Origin of the sequence: Agathobaculum desmolans ATCC 43058, assembly GCF_000701665.1 — a bacterium.
Taxonomy (GTDB): Bacteria; Bacillota; Clostridia; order Oscillospirales; family Butyricicoccaceae; genus Agathobaculum; species Agathobaculum desmolans.
In genome coordinates this window covers 1-14,367 of record NZ_JNJN01000011.1, presented here as the reverse complement: position 1 = coordinate 14,367, position 14,367 = coordinate 1, and the positions used below count along the sequence as shown (strand labels likewise).

At 48.9% G+C, this 14,367-nt stretch carries 18 protein-coding genes; 10 read left to right on the top strand and 8 right to left on the bottom strand.

Translation table 11 applies throughout. The features are described from left to right. The first annotated feature begins 15 nt into the window (after positions 1-15). The 4 genes from T363_RS0104720 to T363_RS0104705 all read left to right on the top strand — a co-directional run bounded on the left by T363_RS0104720 (position 16) and on the right by T363_RS0104705 (position 3,840). Positions 16-261, top strand: coding sequence for a FeoA family protein (locus T363_RS0104720; RefSeq protein ID WP_031473727.1), 246 nt, complete (start codon positions 16-18; stop codon positions 259-261). Next, entirely contained in the window at positions 258-1,457 is a 1,200-nt protein-coding gene (locus tag T363_RS16530; RefSeq protein ID WP_051643098.1) for a ferrous iron transporter B, read from the top strand. The genes T363_RS0104720 and T363_RS16530 overlap by 4 nt, the downstream gene beginning before the upstream one ends. 187 nt (positions 1,458-1,644) lie before the next feature. Beyond that, positions 1,645-2,796 carry a hypothetical protein gene (locus tag T363_RS0104710; RefSeq protein WP_031473723.1) on the top strand — a complete coding sequence of 384 codons (1,152 nt, stop codon included), beginning with the start codon at positions 1,645-1,647 and terminating at the stop codon, positions 2,794-2,796. 345 nt (positions 2,797-3,141) lie between these two features. Next, on the top strand, positions 3,142-3,840 hold the full coding sequence (locus T363_RS0104705; protein WP_031473721.1) for a hypothetical protein: 699 nt from the start codon (positions 3,142-3,144) through the stop codon (positions 3,838-3,840). A 165-nt stretch (positions 3,841-4,005) separates the two neighbouring features. On the opposite strand, the gene T363_RS0104700 is transcribed toward T363_RS0104705, so the two are convergent. From T363_RS0104700 to T363_RS0104690, 4 genes are read right to left on the bottom strand one after another with little or no spacing between them, the layout of a single operon-like run. Next, positions 4,006-5,172, bottom strand: a complete 1,167-nt coding sequence (locus T363_RS0104700) for a hypothetical protein (RefSeq protein ID WP_051643097.1) — start codon at positions 5,170-5,172, stop codon at positions 4,006-4,008. A 17-nt stretch (positions 5,173-5,189) separates the two neighbouring features. After that, positions 5,190-5,681: a hypothetical protein gene (locus T363_RS0104695; RefSeq protein ID WP_031473717.1), complete on the bottom strand. Its 492-nt coding sequence runs from the start codon at positions 5,679-5,681 to the stop codon at positions 5,190-5,192. A 2-nt stretch (positions 5,682-5,683) separates the two neighbouring features. Continuing rightward, a complete protein-coding gene (locus tag T363_RS16775) occupies positions 5,684-5,950 on the bottom strand; it encodes a YkgJ family cysteine cluster protein (RefSeq protein ID WP_407919069.1) in 267 nt (88 codons plus the stop codon). Between the two features lie 3 nt (positions 5,951-5,953). Next, a complete protein-coding gene (locus T363_RS0104690) occupies positions 5,954-6,361 on the bottom strand; it encodes a hypothetical protein (protein WP_031473715.1) in 408 nt (135 codons plus the stop codon). Between the two features lie 151 nt (positions 6,362-6,512). On the opposite strand from T363_RS0104690, the gene T363_RS0104685 reads away from it, so the two are divergent. Genes T363_RS0104685 through T363_RS0104670 form a run of 4 tightly spaced genes read left to right on the top strand, consistent with a single transcriptional unit; the run spans position 6,513 to position 9,207 of the window. Next, positions 6,513-6,737, top strand: coding sequence for a helix-turn-helix domain-containing protein (locus T363_RS0104685; protein WP_242840229.1), 225 nt, complete (start codon positions 6,513-6,515; stop codon positions 6,735-6,737). 45 nt (positions 6,738-6,782) lie between these two features. Then, positions 6,783-7,118, top strand: a complete 336-nt coding sequence (locus T363_RS0104680; RefSeq protein WP_031473711.1) for a DUF960 family protein — start codon at positions 6,783-6,785, stop codon at positions 7,116-7,118. 44 nt (positions 7,119-7,162) lie between these two features. Further along, a complete protein-coding gene (locus T363_RS0104675) occupies positions 7,163-8,263 on the top strand; it encodes an LIM zinc-binding protein (RefSeq protein WP_034971698.1) in 1,101 nt (366 codons plus the stop codon). Between the two features lie 2 nt (positions 8,264-8,265). Then, complete coding sequence (locus T363_RS0104670) at positions 8,266-9,207, top strand: class II glutamine amidotransferase (protein WP_031473707.1); 942 nt, start codon at positions 8,266-8,268, stop codon at positions 9,205-9,207. 293 nt (positions 9,208-9,500) lie between these two features. On the opposite strand, the gene T363_RS0104660 is transcribed toward T363_RS0104670, so the two are convergent. Beyond that, positions 9,501-10,088 (bottom strand): Fic/DOC family protein, encoded by a 588-nt coding sequence (locus tag T363_RS0104660; RefSeq protein ID WP_031473705.1) that lies wholly within the window; start codon positions 10,086-10,088, stop codon positions 9,501-9,503. A gap of 14 nt (positions 10,089-10,102) precedes the next feature. Next, entirely contained in the window at positions 10,103-10,273 is a 171-nt protein-coding gene (locus T363_RS15975) for a hypothetical protein (protein WP_154658739.1), read from the bottom strand. 60 nt (positions 10,274-10,333) lie between these two features. Here T363_RS15975 and T363_RS0104650 point away from each other — a divergent pair, with 60 nt between their 5' ends. Next, positions 10,334-10,882, top strand: a complete 549-nt coding sequence (locus tag T363_RS0104650; RefSeq protein ID WP_031473703.1) for a recombinase family protein — start codon at positions 10,334-10,336, stop codon at positions 10,880-10,882. A 3-nt stretch (positions 10,883-10,885) separates the two neighbouring features. On the opposite strand, the gene T363_RS0104645 is transcribed toward T363_RS0104650, so the two are convergent. Continuing rightward, positions 10,886-12,121 (bottom strand): hypothetical protein, encoded by a 1,236-nt coding sequence (locus tag T363_RS0104645; RefSeq protein WP_031473701.1) that lies wholly within the window; start codon positions 12,119-12,121, stop codon positions 10,886-10,888. Between the two features lie 111 nt (positions 12,122-12,232). Between T363_RS0104645 and T363_RS0104640 the strand changes: the two genes are divergently transcribed. Further along, positions 12,233-13,945: a type IV secretory system conjugative DNA transfer family protein gene (locus T363_RS0104640; protein WP_078096910.1), complete on the top strand. Its 1,713-nt coding sequence runs from the start codon at positions 12,233-12,235 to the stop codon at positions 13,943-13,945. A 1-nt stretch (position 13,946) separates the two neighbouring features. On the opposite strand, the gene T363_RS0104635 is transcribed toward T363_RS0104640, so the two are convergent. Beyond that, on the bottom strand, positions 13,947-14,367 hold a 421-nt coding region (locus T363_RS0104635; RefSeq protein ID WP_031473697.1), incomplete at its 5' end, for an IS3 family transposase.

The following is a 14,367-nucleotide window of genomic DNA, read 5'->3' as shown; positions in this document are numbered from 1 at the left end:
GTAAGGACTGATAGCATGAATTATCAAACCATTTGCCCGCTTTCCGCTCTGCCGGAAGGCGCAGAGGCACGGGTGTGCCGCATGCGGGCAGCCGGCGGGATGCGGCGCCGCCTGCAGGATCTCGGTTTGGTTGCGGATACGCGGGTGCAGTGCATCCAGCGTGCCGCTTCCGGTGATCCGACCGCCTACCGCATCCGCGGTGCGGTGATCGCGCTGCGTGCGGCGGATGCCCGTCTGATCGAAGTGGGGGTGCAGGCTTGAAGGCGGGGCAGATGCCGGTCATCGCGCTGGCGGGCAATCCCAACGTCGGAAAATCGACTGTTTTCAACGCGTTAACGGGTGGGCGGCAGCATACCGGAAACTGGAGCGGAAAAACCGTAGCCGGGGCGTATGGGCGGATGCGGTGCGGTGATACGGCGATGACGCTGGTCGACCTGCCGGGCACTTACTCGCTGCGCACCCGTTCGGAGGAGGAACGCATCGCGCGGGACTTTGTGGCATCCGGGCAGGCGGATGTAACCGTGCTGGTAGCAGATGCGACCTGTTTGGAGCGTAACCTCATTTTGGTGCTGCAGGTATTGGAATGGACGCCTCGGGTCGTGCTGTGTCTCAACCTGATGGATGAAGCGCGCAAAAAGCATATTCATATTGATGTGCCTGCGTTAGAGCGGGAGCTGGGCATTCCGGTCGTGCCCTGCGCGGCACGAAAACGGCGCGGTCTGCGGGAGCTGACACAGGCCGTTGGCGGTATGCTGCGGGATGGCCCGGCCGGGCAGACCGCAGCGATCCGGTATCCGGAGGAGATCGAAGCAGCGGTACAGCGCAGCGGACTGCCCCGCGCCGAAGCATTGGCCGCTTTGCCGCAGCAGCTGCCGGATGGTATGTCGGCCGGGCAGGTGGATGATCTGCTGACGGCTGCCACCGCGCTGCGGGCGGAGGAGATTGCGCTGACCTGTGTGCGTACGCCGGCGGGGGCGGATGCGCGTGACCGCCGCATTGACCGGATCGTGCTCAGCAGGCGATGGGGGATACCGTGCATGCTGGCGCTGCTGGCACTGGTTTTTTACATCACATTGTCGGGCGCCAATGTGCCAAGCGAGTGGCTGAGCACCCATCTGCTTGGTTTGACCGAGCCGCTGGCCGTCGGGTTGACGGCGCTCGGTCTGCCGCCGGCGCTGGTGGCCATGCTGACCGACGGCATGTGGCGCGTGCTGGCGACGGTGGTTTCGGTTATGCTGCCGCCGATGGCGATCTTTTTTCCGCTGTTCACCCTGCTGGAGGATGCAGGTTATCTGCCGCGTGTTGCCTTTCAGCTCGATCATGCGTTCTGCCGTGCACATGCCTGTGGCAAGCAAAGCCTTTCCATGTGCATGGGTAACAGATGGATGCGAACTTTTATATCATTTAACACGCATATTATAGCACATTTCTTCGGAATTGCAAATTTCTCAGCGTGATAAATAAACGTGTTTTTGTGGTGCCTGTTAAGAGATAGCCTATTGAACATCCAGCATCTCCTTCATATACCCTGCCCTCTGATAATTTTACAGTGCCCTATACCCATGTTAATCCGAAAACAGGGGGCATATTTTTTCACAAGCCTTTTGACATTGAAATAAATCCAATTTGTCAGGAGGTTTTTCTATGGCTAAAAGTAAAAAAGTTCGGAAGCACAAGCAGGTGGAAATCGCATTAGAACCAGATGGTTTCTCCATCCACACGTTTGAGCTATCCATGAAGCTCAGCAAATCCGAATGGAAACAGATCAGGCATATTCTGTACGAGGAACACAGTAACTGGATCTATCCGGACGGAAAGAACGGCTGTTACATCTGTATACGGTATGCAGACGCTGGAATCCGGATTAGATTGGAGCAGAACGATACCAGCGAAGGAAAAACCACGCACTTTATCCGCATGATCATCAACCCGCGTAAGCTGATCTGTCTGCAAAACGTCTATCTCGGCATCCTCCCGCCGGAGGAGGAGAGCATCGTACTGCTGGAAAAGACATTCCAGCATCTGTTCCGAAGGTCACCGTTCGAGCACGATATTCGACGCTATTATCTTTCCCGCGTGGATCTGTGCACAAATATCCGCTGCAGCAACAAGAAAGCCTTCCGCGAGCTGGTTCGCCTGCTGAGAAAGACTGCCACACCTAAAAAATACGAGCGCAAGTTCTATCAGCATCGCGATAAGAAAAAAGCGAACCAGTACAACAAACATTACATTCGGATTGCCTGCAATTCACAGGAGTTGGTCATCTATGATAAGACCTATCAGATGGATGAAAACGGCCTTGCGGTTGCATATGATGATCTCCCGGACAGTGTTCTGCGGATCGAGGTGCACTATAGCCGCGGGAAACTCAAATCGATCGAAGGTGCTGCCGGGACAGACGATCCACTGGATATCCTGTGGCTACTGATGCAGGAAAGCAAAACGAGGATCGTAAAGTTGGTGCAAAAATGCTATCCGGATATAGCGTATCTCTCTTATGATGCCGCGCAGGAACAGATTGAGCATTCTGGATTCAAAGCGGCAACCCGTGAACGGATGCTGCTCCTGCTAAACCAGATGCAACGCAAACAGACGATTGATGCTGCTTTTGTACAGATGGAAAAACAAGGGTTCGCCACCACGGATCTGCTCGGTAAATTCGAAAAACTTGGTTTCAGCCCTATACCGCTTCGGAAGGGATATGCTGCTGCCCGCATGCCCAGCTTGACGGAAATCCTGTGCAACGTGGATCGGCAGGCAGTTTGCATAGAGCTCACTTACTGGAAGTGGAAATAGTATGCCGCAATGAATCACAGGCAAATCATCTCATACAGGCAGTAGACATATTTTGTCCATCGTCTTTGCTATATTTATTGCAGTTACATGCCCTCGGAGATGTTACTAAAAACTACTACTCTACAATATAGGGAGGAATACTTCTTGAATCTTACAATTTCTGTGAACCAGAAACAGTTGATGGATGTCCTAATAACCGTCTGCACGGTACAAGGGTATTGGCGTTGAGATTCATCTACGTCAGTCAGTTTCACATCCGTGTTGGCTTGTGCTAATCATCAATCCGTCATCTTTGCTCACTGGTGCATATCAGCCGACCACGCTATTTCTAGGGGATAAAAATCAGTGCAGCAGTTAAAGTATTGCCTGCGAGAAATTCTTGACTCAATCGGCGTATGGGAACGACTGAAGACGTTCAAGCTCTCACGCCGTGATTTAACCTGTAATCTATATTATGAACGTGGGGCTGATGTTCGCGAGCGACTGGAAATTTTTAAAAAATCCTATTCTCTCCCCCACTATAGCGAAGTTTCGTTTGGAAAGCATTCAGATTCTGATATAAACTCCAAACTGGCCAATAATCATTCGTGGACGATTGAAAACAAGTCTAAAAGCTGTGCTTTCTCGGTTTATGATAAATCATATGAACTCAGGAGCCGCCATCAGATTTCCATTGATGAGAATATTCTTCGGCTGGAATTACGGTTTAGAAGGTTTAAAATCGCTAATATTTCCAAGTCAAAGAAATGGGAATGTCAGCTTATCGAGCTTGGTTCTCAGGTTGAAAAACTGCAGCGTAAATTTCTGCATCGGTCGTATCTGATACACTGCGCCCCTGTTTCACTCCCAGAACATCTGAATCGTATTAACGCTTCCAGATATCTCGAAAAGACGAAAAAGAAACTGCGCCGTATCGCAAAAAAAGCGAACGACTGCGTGTTACTTGCAGTCGTCCGGAAAAATTGCAGAATTAAGAAATCCGAGTTTATTAAACTGTTGAGAAAGCTTGAGGAGATAGGGATGTGTTGCATTTCTTCGATTTAGCGGTCTACGCTGGAATAGCAGTATTCAGCTAAGTATTTTGCGAATTGTCTCGATGATCAAAATACCGAAAACAGTATAATAGAATGCAGCATCATACCTCTGCACATAGAAGAAGTATAGTGACAAGCCCACCCAATACCCAGTTTCGGAAATCCTCGCAAGCGGTTAAATAGATGCAAGAATATCGCTATAATCATATGGCGGCAGTTCCAAATCTTCACCTTGAATCATTTGATGGAAACTGCCGAAGACAAATTCATACTTTACTTGGCGAATGAATTTCATATCTGAGATCAAACGATAAATTGCTACTGCAATCCCACCTAAATCTAACATAGCCACATTATTTGTGAAAGCAACGCCAACCAAATTGGCCGACGATGCGATCAGATTAGAATAACACAAAATTTTTCGGGTTCTAACTTCGTACAACTTTTTCTCCATCCTGTCATTTCCATCAAAAAGCGCACGATGAAACATTGCGACCAACGTATTGATCAATGCGGCAAACGTAACTTGTTTTCCAATGGTAACGACATTAGCCATGTCCAATCCATAGCTTGCCAGCTCATTGGCAAGGTTTGGGCACATGGTAAGACCGGGCAGCGGCAAACTGTGTTTGGTATTCAGATCAGTCTTCAGATGGATGATCTCCTTGAGCAAGGAAGCTCCAACGATCCGTTTGCCGCTACTACCGCTATGCATGAGTTTTTCGCCCGTTCGGCTCAGTACAAGGTCGGTACGTGCATTGCATTTGAAAAAATCTCTACCGGAAGTATTGGTACCGATATGAAAGGACCGAAAATCATTGGTCGTCAAAGTAGCTGTTGCGATATTAGCTGTTCCAAAGATAAGACCCAGCAGGGGATCATGTCCAATCGCAGTAACACGATGCCCCATTTTGCCACCGCCCCGAAGTGCGCCATTTGAATTATCAAATGCGTCAAAGGGCACAGGGTTGGTTATGATCTCATTCAGAGATGGTGCATAGTATCTGTGCTGTCGATTGGAATGCTCTTCAATATGGCCGTGTGTTGCCTTTGCGGCGGTTTGATCGTCCATGCGCTGCGGGAACTTCGTCAACAGACATTGCCGCGCAATTTGTAAGCCAACAGCTATAAGCAGTATAACAATATCGGGTTTTGTCAAGCCAGTTTGTTTCGAAAACTGATCGTTCAGCTCATGCAGAACCTGTTCTGCATTATGCGCCACATCAGCTACGCGATGAGATTCCCGGATCAACGTATCCATACGAGTTTCAGCTTTGTGAAATACGATTTCATCAGCCTGCTGTAATCTTTGAAACTCATTTGTTAATGATTCATATTCCATATACTGCCTCACGCTTGTTAAGCGGCCTCGATGTCAAAACGCATCATATATAGTTGTTTAAGAAGCTCTTGCTTTTCAGTAGAAAGAGTCTTATTCTGCGCCTGAAGCTCAGATTTCTCCTTTTCTAACTGCGCAATATAATCAAGGCACTTCTTAAGGAGTTCGTCCTTTTGCGCTGCACTGGCCTTGGCAGTCTTGATAATATTGTCTTTCTCTTTCGCAAATTGTGCGGCCTGCTGGCTAAATTTCTTCTCATATTCCCGGGATGACTTACAATACCCCTCCATGTGCCCTTCGTCCTTACCTACTTCATAAACAGCTTTTATACTAACGGCCGCTGCTCCAACAACTGCTGCTGCAGGAGTGGCGGCGGCTACTACAGGTGCTGCAGCTGCCGCCACTCCTGCAGCTGCCGTTCCTAGAGCTGTTGCCGCCGTACCCACTGCCGCTGCAGCAGTGCCGATAGCGGAACCGATAGCAGATATGCCTGCAACCAAAATTGGAATCATAGTTAATTTCCTCCCATACTTTTCAATTTTTCACATGCTTGTTGATTCAATTTATAAAATTTGTCTTTTGTATAGATTGTTTTAAAATAGGCATCATACATCGCATCAACATTGCACACCAGTGGGCGAGTTGGATAGATGGTACAAAGGTTGGTCGAAAGATTCAAGTATCGACAGATGCCATCTCCTCGATCTAACATCTGATATTGCGGCTGATCTGGAATATGCCGGCAGCATTGACCGCATTGATTGCAGGGGAATACTCGCATCATTCAAGAAAGCTTGACTGCTTTGGAAAGCAACATACAGCACTCCAAATATTGTTTTAGCAGTGAAAGAAATTTTTCTTGTTCATCATGTGAAATGGACAAGGATTGAAATAACTTTTCCGCAAAACACTGCTCTTTTTCATCATAGTCGCCGTCAATAAGTAGAAGTGCCAGACATTCCAAGGCAATAACTCGCTTCTCCTGTTCGGTTGCATTAGAAGATATTTGGAGTAGCACTTGCTCTAGATCCGGTTTTTCTGCCATCTTCCAGTTATCAATCTGCATTTCCACACAATATTGTTGAATCACTCCTTTTTCTGCTTCAATGAATACATCATTGGACAAAGCAGCACAAACAGCAAGGTCTAAAAAGTTATATTTCTGCTGTGTGGATAGTTGAGATAAAAACATGAGATATCCCTCCTATTCGTGAATAAATTGTATTTCAATGGTTCTATTTTTATTATAATTGGTATTACCAAAATTAGCAATACCAAATTTGCATATACTGATAGAAAAATAGTATATGTAGGTGAGGTTATTGAACAAACGGAAGCTTTCATTGGGAAATCGAAATATTATCGGGGCGCGGGTGACAGAGGCTCGCACAGCACAGGGGATCCTGCAAAAAGACTTGCTCGCCCGTATGCAGGTTGTGGGTGTGGACATCAGCCTGCCCGCTCTCTCCCTATTGGAAGGGCAAAAGCGCCCTGTATCCGATATCGAATTAAAAGCTCTTTCCGAGATTTTGAATGTGGATGCCCGCTGGCTACTCGGGCAGATCTGAACTGCATTCGCAAGGAGATATAAACTATAATAGTGAACCCGCTGGATGATTCCAGCGGGTATTTTTATTGCGAAAGAGGCGCATGACATGAAAAATGTATTTATTTCAGACCGAATAGCGAAAGAATTGCCGGAGTGGGTTCCCTATCTCCTATGGTATGCAATCGGAGATATGAACGTACAGCATGGCACACGGCAGATGTTCGAGCTGTCTGAGGAAAACGGGATGCAGCGCATCCGCCATACGCAAACCTATCCCGCCTATGAAAACGTCGTTGTATTTCCAGTGGATAAGCCGATTCATACAGTGATCGTTGTTCGGTTTGGTGAAACAGAAACCGTGATGATGCTGGAACAGGAAGAAAGCGAACATCCTGTTTGATCTGGCGTATGATACTGAAAATTGCCAAGCAGGAGGAACAAATCATGCAAACGACCTATATCTGTAATCACTGCGGGGAAGTATTCCCGCTCGAAGAAGCCGTATTGGCAGAGGGAGACCGGCTGTGCCAGCCGTGCGCGGAGCGGCTGACGTTTATCTGCGATGAATGCGGAGGTCGGTTTTATATCGAATCCGATGCTGGGGACGGCCACCATTCCCTGTGCCGGTACTGCTATGACCACCACTATACCCGCTGTGACCGCTGCGGTGTGCTGATCCACAATTCGGATGTCTGTGAATTCGGGGAGGAATACCTCTGCCGGGATTGCTATGATGATGTGCGTGATGATGCGGTGATCCATGATTACAACTACACTCCGGATCTGGTATTCCACGGCAAAGGGCTGCGCAAGTTCGGTGTGGAGCTTGAGATTGATAACGGCGGGCAATGCACTTCCCATGCCGAACGCCTGCTGCGGGTCGCCAACCGGCAGGCGGAGAACCTGTACATCAAGACAGACGGCAGTCTGGATGACGGCTTGGAGCTCGTGACACATCCCATGACGCTGGACTATCATCTGCACGAAATGCCATGGGGAGCAGTGCTGGATACCGCCCGGCAGATGGATTACCAGAGCCATTCCGCCGGTACCTGCGGTTTACATGTCCATATCTCCCGCATGGCCTTCGGTTGCACGTACGAAGCGCAGGAGGCCGGGATTGCCCGTCTGGTCTTCTTTGTAGAGAAGTTCTGGCCGGAGCTGCTGCGGTTCAGCCGCCGGACACAGTATCAGCTCAACCGCTGGGCGGCGCGATACGGCATGAAGCTCTGCCCCAAGGAGCAGATCGACCATGCGAAGAACTCCTGTGCCGGACGGTATACCGCAGTAAATCTGACCAATGCAGATACGGTGGAGCTGCGTCTGTTCCGCGGCACACTGAAACTGAATACCCTGACAGCCACCTTGCAGTTGGTAGATCACCTCTGCGAAGTGGCTGTTTCCATGTCCGATACCGATGTACAGGATATGAGCTGGTTTGACTTTCTGGATCGGATCCGTGAGCCGGAGCTGATCCAATATCTCAAGGAACGGCGGCTGTATGTCAATGAAGCGGTTTGTATGGCCTGCGGCGGGGAGGACTGAATATGTGCAGCTTATTTGGATTGATAGACTACAGCCATGTGCTCACGACCAGACAGAAAAACCGGATTCTGAACACGCTTGCCCGAGAATGTGAAGTGCGGGGCACGGATGCCACCGGCATTGCCTATAATTTCTCAGGCCGTATGCGGATCTACAAACGCCCGCTGCCGGCACACAAACTGCGGTTGCGCATCCCCAACGGTGTGCAGGCGGTGATGGGGCACACCCGGATGACCACACAGGGCAGCGAGAAGCACAACCAGAACAATCATCCCTTTATAGGGAAGGCCAATGGAAAGTCCTTCGCCCTTGCCCACAACGGTGTGCTGTGGAACGACCGGATGCTGAAATTAGCAGAAAGCCTGCCTGAAACGAGTGTGGAGACGGACAGCTATGTAGCTGTACAGCTCATGGAAAAACAAAACGCCCTCAACTTTGCCGGCCTGAAGGAAATGGCTGAAGCAGTTGAGGGCACTTTTGTGTTTACGGTGCTGGATGCGGAAGACAGCATCTGGATTGTCAAGGGCGACAACCCGCTCTGCATCTTCCGCTATGACGGGTATTTGCTCTATGCGTCCACCAAGGAAATTCTGACCCGGACGATAAAGCGGCTTGGTTTCGGCACGCCCTGCAGTATACAGGAGCCGGAGGAGGGTGATATTTTGAAGATAGACAGCAGGGGGCGTATCACCACAGGCAGCTTCATCCCGCGGACAACCTATGAGCACTGGTGGCGGTATCGGCCGTATTACAGCATGTTCGCATCGGAGGAATCGCCGCAGCGCAATGATGACCTGTTCGCGGTGGCCAAGGCATTTGGCGTAGCGGCGGATGAAATACAGGCGCTGCTGGACTACGGCTGTTCGGAGGAGGAGATCGAGGAAATGCTGTATGACCCGCCCCTGCTGCATGAGGTGACGGGGGAACTGCTGTATGCGTACTGACGAACGGAGGGATTACATTGGACTGGGGAACGATTCTGCTTGGTGTTGCCATGGTGCTGGGGGAACTGCTGGACGAGGATGATCCGGAGGATATACCAGCTGGCTACTGCACCGTGTTTCCATAAGAGGCACGCCTTGCTGCTCTGCAAAAATATACGGGATGAGGGAATAGGTACATCCGGTTTTGTGGTGCAATAGGGTGTACCCTACTGACACATGTAAAAAGTATGGCAATAGGGTCGGTTTCGTGATTTTGACATGTGCCATGATCCGTACCGACCCTATTGCAATATTCATTCTAAAATCTCGTCAAAGACCTGACGCAAATCATCCATCACACCCGCAGAGGCGCGAATTGTGGCAATCATCATTCGATCGCTGTCTACGGCGGCAAAGTTCAAGTTATGACCACTCCACTGTGCCAGCCGACGGAAGTACAATCGCTGTACCCGGCCATTGCCTTCCCGGAACGGATGTAGATAATTGAGGGAGTCATATAGATCGGCCAGCTCCACAACCAACTGATCACGCGGCAGATCGCGAAAATAGTGATAAGCCTGCAGCCGTTCAAAAATGGCCTGCGATGTTTTTTCAATCTGATCTGCAGGGCAGAATGCAGTGCGCATCTTACTGATATTGATAGTACGCACCTCTCCTGCCCAACTATAGAGCTCATGAAATAATATGCGGTGCAGCTGTTTTAGATATGCGAAATCCGGTTCTACTGTGATTGGATTCATCTCGATTTGCAGTATCTTGACCGATGTGATCAGCGTTTCGTTTTCGTCCAATTGTTTCTGATCCTTGATGTCCAATTTGTTGATCAACACACTGGTGCCCGGATAGCAATCATCCGCTGCTGGCGTAATACTGTAAGCCATCCCTGCCCATCACCTCAACTATATTTTGTATTCAACTGGTGCAGACTGTCCTGAAGGCTGACGCTGCCGTTCATCACAGATAGACACAGCGCACGAATCTCTGGTGTGAGTTCCAGTCCTTCCATCTGGCAGGACATTGCGATGTTGTCTAGTGCTTCGGACAGAGTTTGCTGTATTGATACCATATCGCTCACATCCTTTATATTAGTAGTATACCAACTTTTTCAGCGGAAAGGAAGAATTGAATGAAAATCGGCTATATCCGCGTCAGTACGGAGGAACAGAACCCCGCTCGGCAGCAGACACTGCTGCGCGAGCTTAACGTGGACGAGATATTTCTCGATAAAGCAAGTGGAAAAAATACCGACCGTCCGGAGCTGCAGCGCATGATGCAATATGTCCGCAGAGGGGATACGGTGATCGTTGAATCCATCAGCCGCTTCGCCCGCAATACCCGCGACCTGCTGGAACTTGTCGAGCAACTGACCGCCAAGGAGGTCGAGTTCGTCTCGAAGAAGGAAGCGATTGACACGACCACCCCAACCGGCAAGTTTATGCTGACTGTGTTTGCCGCTGTCGCCGAGCTCGAGCGGGAGTACATTTTACAGCGCCAGCGAGAAGGCATAGCGATTGCCAAGCAGCAGGGCAAATACACCGGCCGCAAGCCGCTCCCCCTGCCAGATAATTTCGAGGCTGTCGTTACCCGTTGGCGGCGTGGCGAGATCACAGCGAGGGAGGCCATGCGAAAGACGGGACTCAAGCCGAACACATTCTATCGGCGAGTGCATGAATAACCCTTATGGGTTCGGCATAATTGGAGCAAGTTCCCAAATGACAGACGAATTCAATATTTGACGGAAACTATTTTCCGCGCCCTCGCCGTTAGGAAACTCTATCTTTTCTGGATTGTAGAGTACGGTTTCTGCCAATTTATTAATAGTGGTGCGAAACAGTTCTTTCCACTCGCTCTGCTCTCCAAAAAGATTCTGTTCGATTAACTCATCTAAAATCAAGCAAGCGATTACCGAAGTGCTTGCAATATAGTTAGAAAAAACGCTTGCATATCGGATTAATTTTCGGTATGGCAGCTTATACAATTCCTCATATATGCTGGGGAAACTTACATCACTTAACAGAGTGAACTTTTGCAAAAGGGAACCCTTATTTTTGCTTTCAGCGCAGCTTTCCAAGCGTTCGATTTCTCTCGACAGGATGCATGCCCGCATGGTTCGCTCAAAACGATACAGGTTGATTCCATAGTAATCCTTGTTGGCACAAATATGCTCTATAGTCGCCCTTTGCAGTGCAGCAACCTTTTCGTAAGACAGCTTTTTGAGCTTGGATGCAAATTTCTTATATGCTGTACACACTTTTTCTGCAGACACTTTTTCAGGGGGTAACCGATGCACGCAACAGATATCATTATATAAATTATGCATTCTTTTATAGGTATCAGCCAGTTCGGGTTCGTTTTCTATTTTATACATAAAACTCCATTCATAGATAGAATCCTTCGACATGGAATTCCGTTTTATATTCTTGATATATACTTCCCTTTTAGATAATATACGCATACGAATCTTTTTGACCTTCTCCGTCTCATTTTCGACAAGACTAGGCAAACCATAAAATGGCGAATCAGGGTCACTGAAATTCATGCCGCTTTCTTGTAGCACAAAATCCACGATTGGCATACCTTGTATTGATTTTCTGGTATGTAAATAATTACATAACGTTAAAAATTTGCAAACCTCATCTGTTTGCGGCGCAATATCGAAACAGAGCTGCATTTCATTACTCGTTCGATGAATTCGTCGAAACAGATTCTGAAAGAAATCATCCAACTTTTCCTCAATAGTAAATGCCTGAAATGTCTCTCCGCTGCAATAATTAAGCATCAAGTCACGCAGGATTTCTGGATTCAGGAAAAAAGACGGGTCTTTGTCCAGCGCATCTTTTAACGGCTGAATATCCCAGTAAAAGCGCTCTGCCCGCGCAAGCAAGTCTTGATTGGAGTATTCTTTATATTGCATATCGTCTTCTCCGTTCTCTAATATTTGCCATTCCATTATAACAAGCACGACAGCTTCTCGCAATCCAGCTCGGTTCTATTTTTGTCCCGTCACGTTTCGCATTTGTCGTTTATGCTAATTGTGATGACCGGTCAAAACAATCCCCAAGAAAGCGAGAGAGCTTCTATGAGTAAGAAAAAAACGGAATTTATTGCGAAAATCACACCATACGACCGCCAGAAGCGGCGCGGTGCGATCGACGCAAAGTTTGGCAAGAGCGTTCGCGGCAAGGCGTTTGAACCGCAGGTTCCGCAGGAACTGCGGCTTAAATACGGAACCTCCGCCGTATTCTTCGGTGGCGCTGACGAATCCTGCATCGTCGGATTGCCGGAAGGTGCTGACGGTCATATCTTGATTGTTGGCGGCAGCGGCAGCGGTAAAAGCACCGGCATTGCAATGCCGACGCTGCAAACTTGGCGCAGACCGATCGTCGTAACGGATATAAAAGGTGAGCTGTCACGCCACTATCGACGACTGTTACGCCGCGGTATGGTCGACCGCCCGTGCATTGTATTCAATCCGGAAAATACATCCGAACCCGGCTACGACCCATTCGCACTGCTGCGTGATGACAGCGACAGTAACCTGATCAGCAACATTTGGGATATCGTGCGTGCAATCATGCCGTTGAAACTGCAGGATCCGCAGCCCTTTTGGCGCGAGAGTGAGCAGGCGGTGTTTGCTGCCGCTCTGTTGCACGGCTTTACGCACGGACTCAGTTTCAGCGAAACTATTTGTTATATTCTTTCACAGCCCTTATCTGAGCTTTTGATCTCGCTTAAGGTAAACGGCGACGTTCGCGTCCGCATGCTGCTCGGCGAGACGGCGGAGCTGAAGGAAGAGACACTCGCATGCGTTGATCGCGGTTTGCGGAATGCCCTGATGATTCTCGCGATCGATCCGCTGATCAGCCACGCGCTGCGCGGAGAGAGCGAGACAGCAAACTATTTCAGTTGGGATGCGATTCGGGACTTCCAAATTTTTCTGCACATCCCAGAGCACAAGTTGGAGCAATGGGCAGGCGTGATCAATCTGATGTATGCCCAGCTGTTCCATTATTTGGAGTGCCGACCGGAGCAGGGCACCCGAGGGGCAGAGGTAAATTCGCGGCTTTTGCTGATGATGGACGAGTTCGCTCGCTTCGGACGGATGGAGATGATAACACATGCCCTGTCCACGTTGCGGAGCAAGCAGGTTAACATCGCGCTCTTTGTACAGAGCATCGCGCAAATCGATCAGCATTACGGTTCGGTCGAGCGTAAAGTCATACTTGACAACTGTCAATACCAAGCAGTGCTGCGTGTCAACGATCCTGAAACCCAACGTTTTTTCAGTGATGCGATGGGCACAGACCTATATTGTCATCATGCTGTCAGCAAGCAGCTTGACACCGAGATGCACAAATGCGGGTACAGCATGCAGACTTCTGAGGTTTGTGAGCGCATTGTTCAGCCGCATGAGCTGGCGACGTTGAAGGATGTGCTTCTACTGTCGCCGTACGGCTTTGCGCGGGTGTGCAAGATTTCCGCAAACAGACTCATGCAGGAGGTCGGGGCGTATCCGGTTATCTCGGATACTCAGAAACAACAAAAAGGAGATTCGATTACAATGGTTACCGTTGAGGAGCGTACAAAGCAAGCGCAGAAGAAACTGGATGCCGCCGAACGCAAGCAGAAAATCGAACGGCGTTGCGCGGAGGAGGCAGAGAAAAAGCAGGCAAGCCGCCGCAAATACCAGCTCGGTGCTATGATATGTACCCAGGATTCTGGACACATTAAAAATTGAATTAGGTGCACATGGATGCCTCTCTGAATTTTGCGGGAGGCATCCATTTTGTTTTCGCTTGGATTCTTTCGTTGTTGTAGTAATTTATGTAGGTGTCAACAGCCTTAGCAAACGTTTCAAAAGAGGAATACTCTTTTTCATGCCCGTAGAACATCTCGTTTTTCATCCGTCCAAAGAAGGTCTCCATGATGCAATTGTCGTAACAGTTACCCTTCCTTGACATGGATTGAATGATTTTGTGATCTTTAAGTGCCTGCCTGAAGTACACGTGCTGGTACTGCCACCCTTGATCAGAGTGAAAGATCAGGCCATCTACAGAGGGAAACTTCGCAAAGGCACCGGCCAACATTCTCTGGATCTGTTCCATATTGGCACTTTGAGATAAATCATAAGAAATGATTTCGTTTGTGTTCATATCGAGT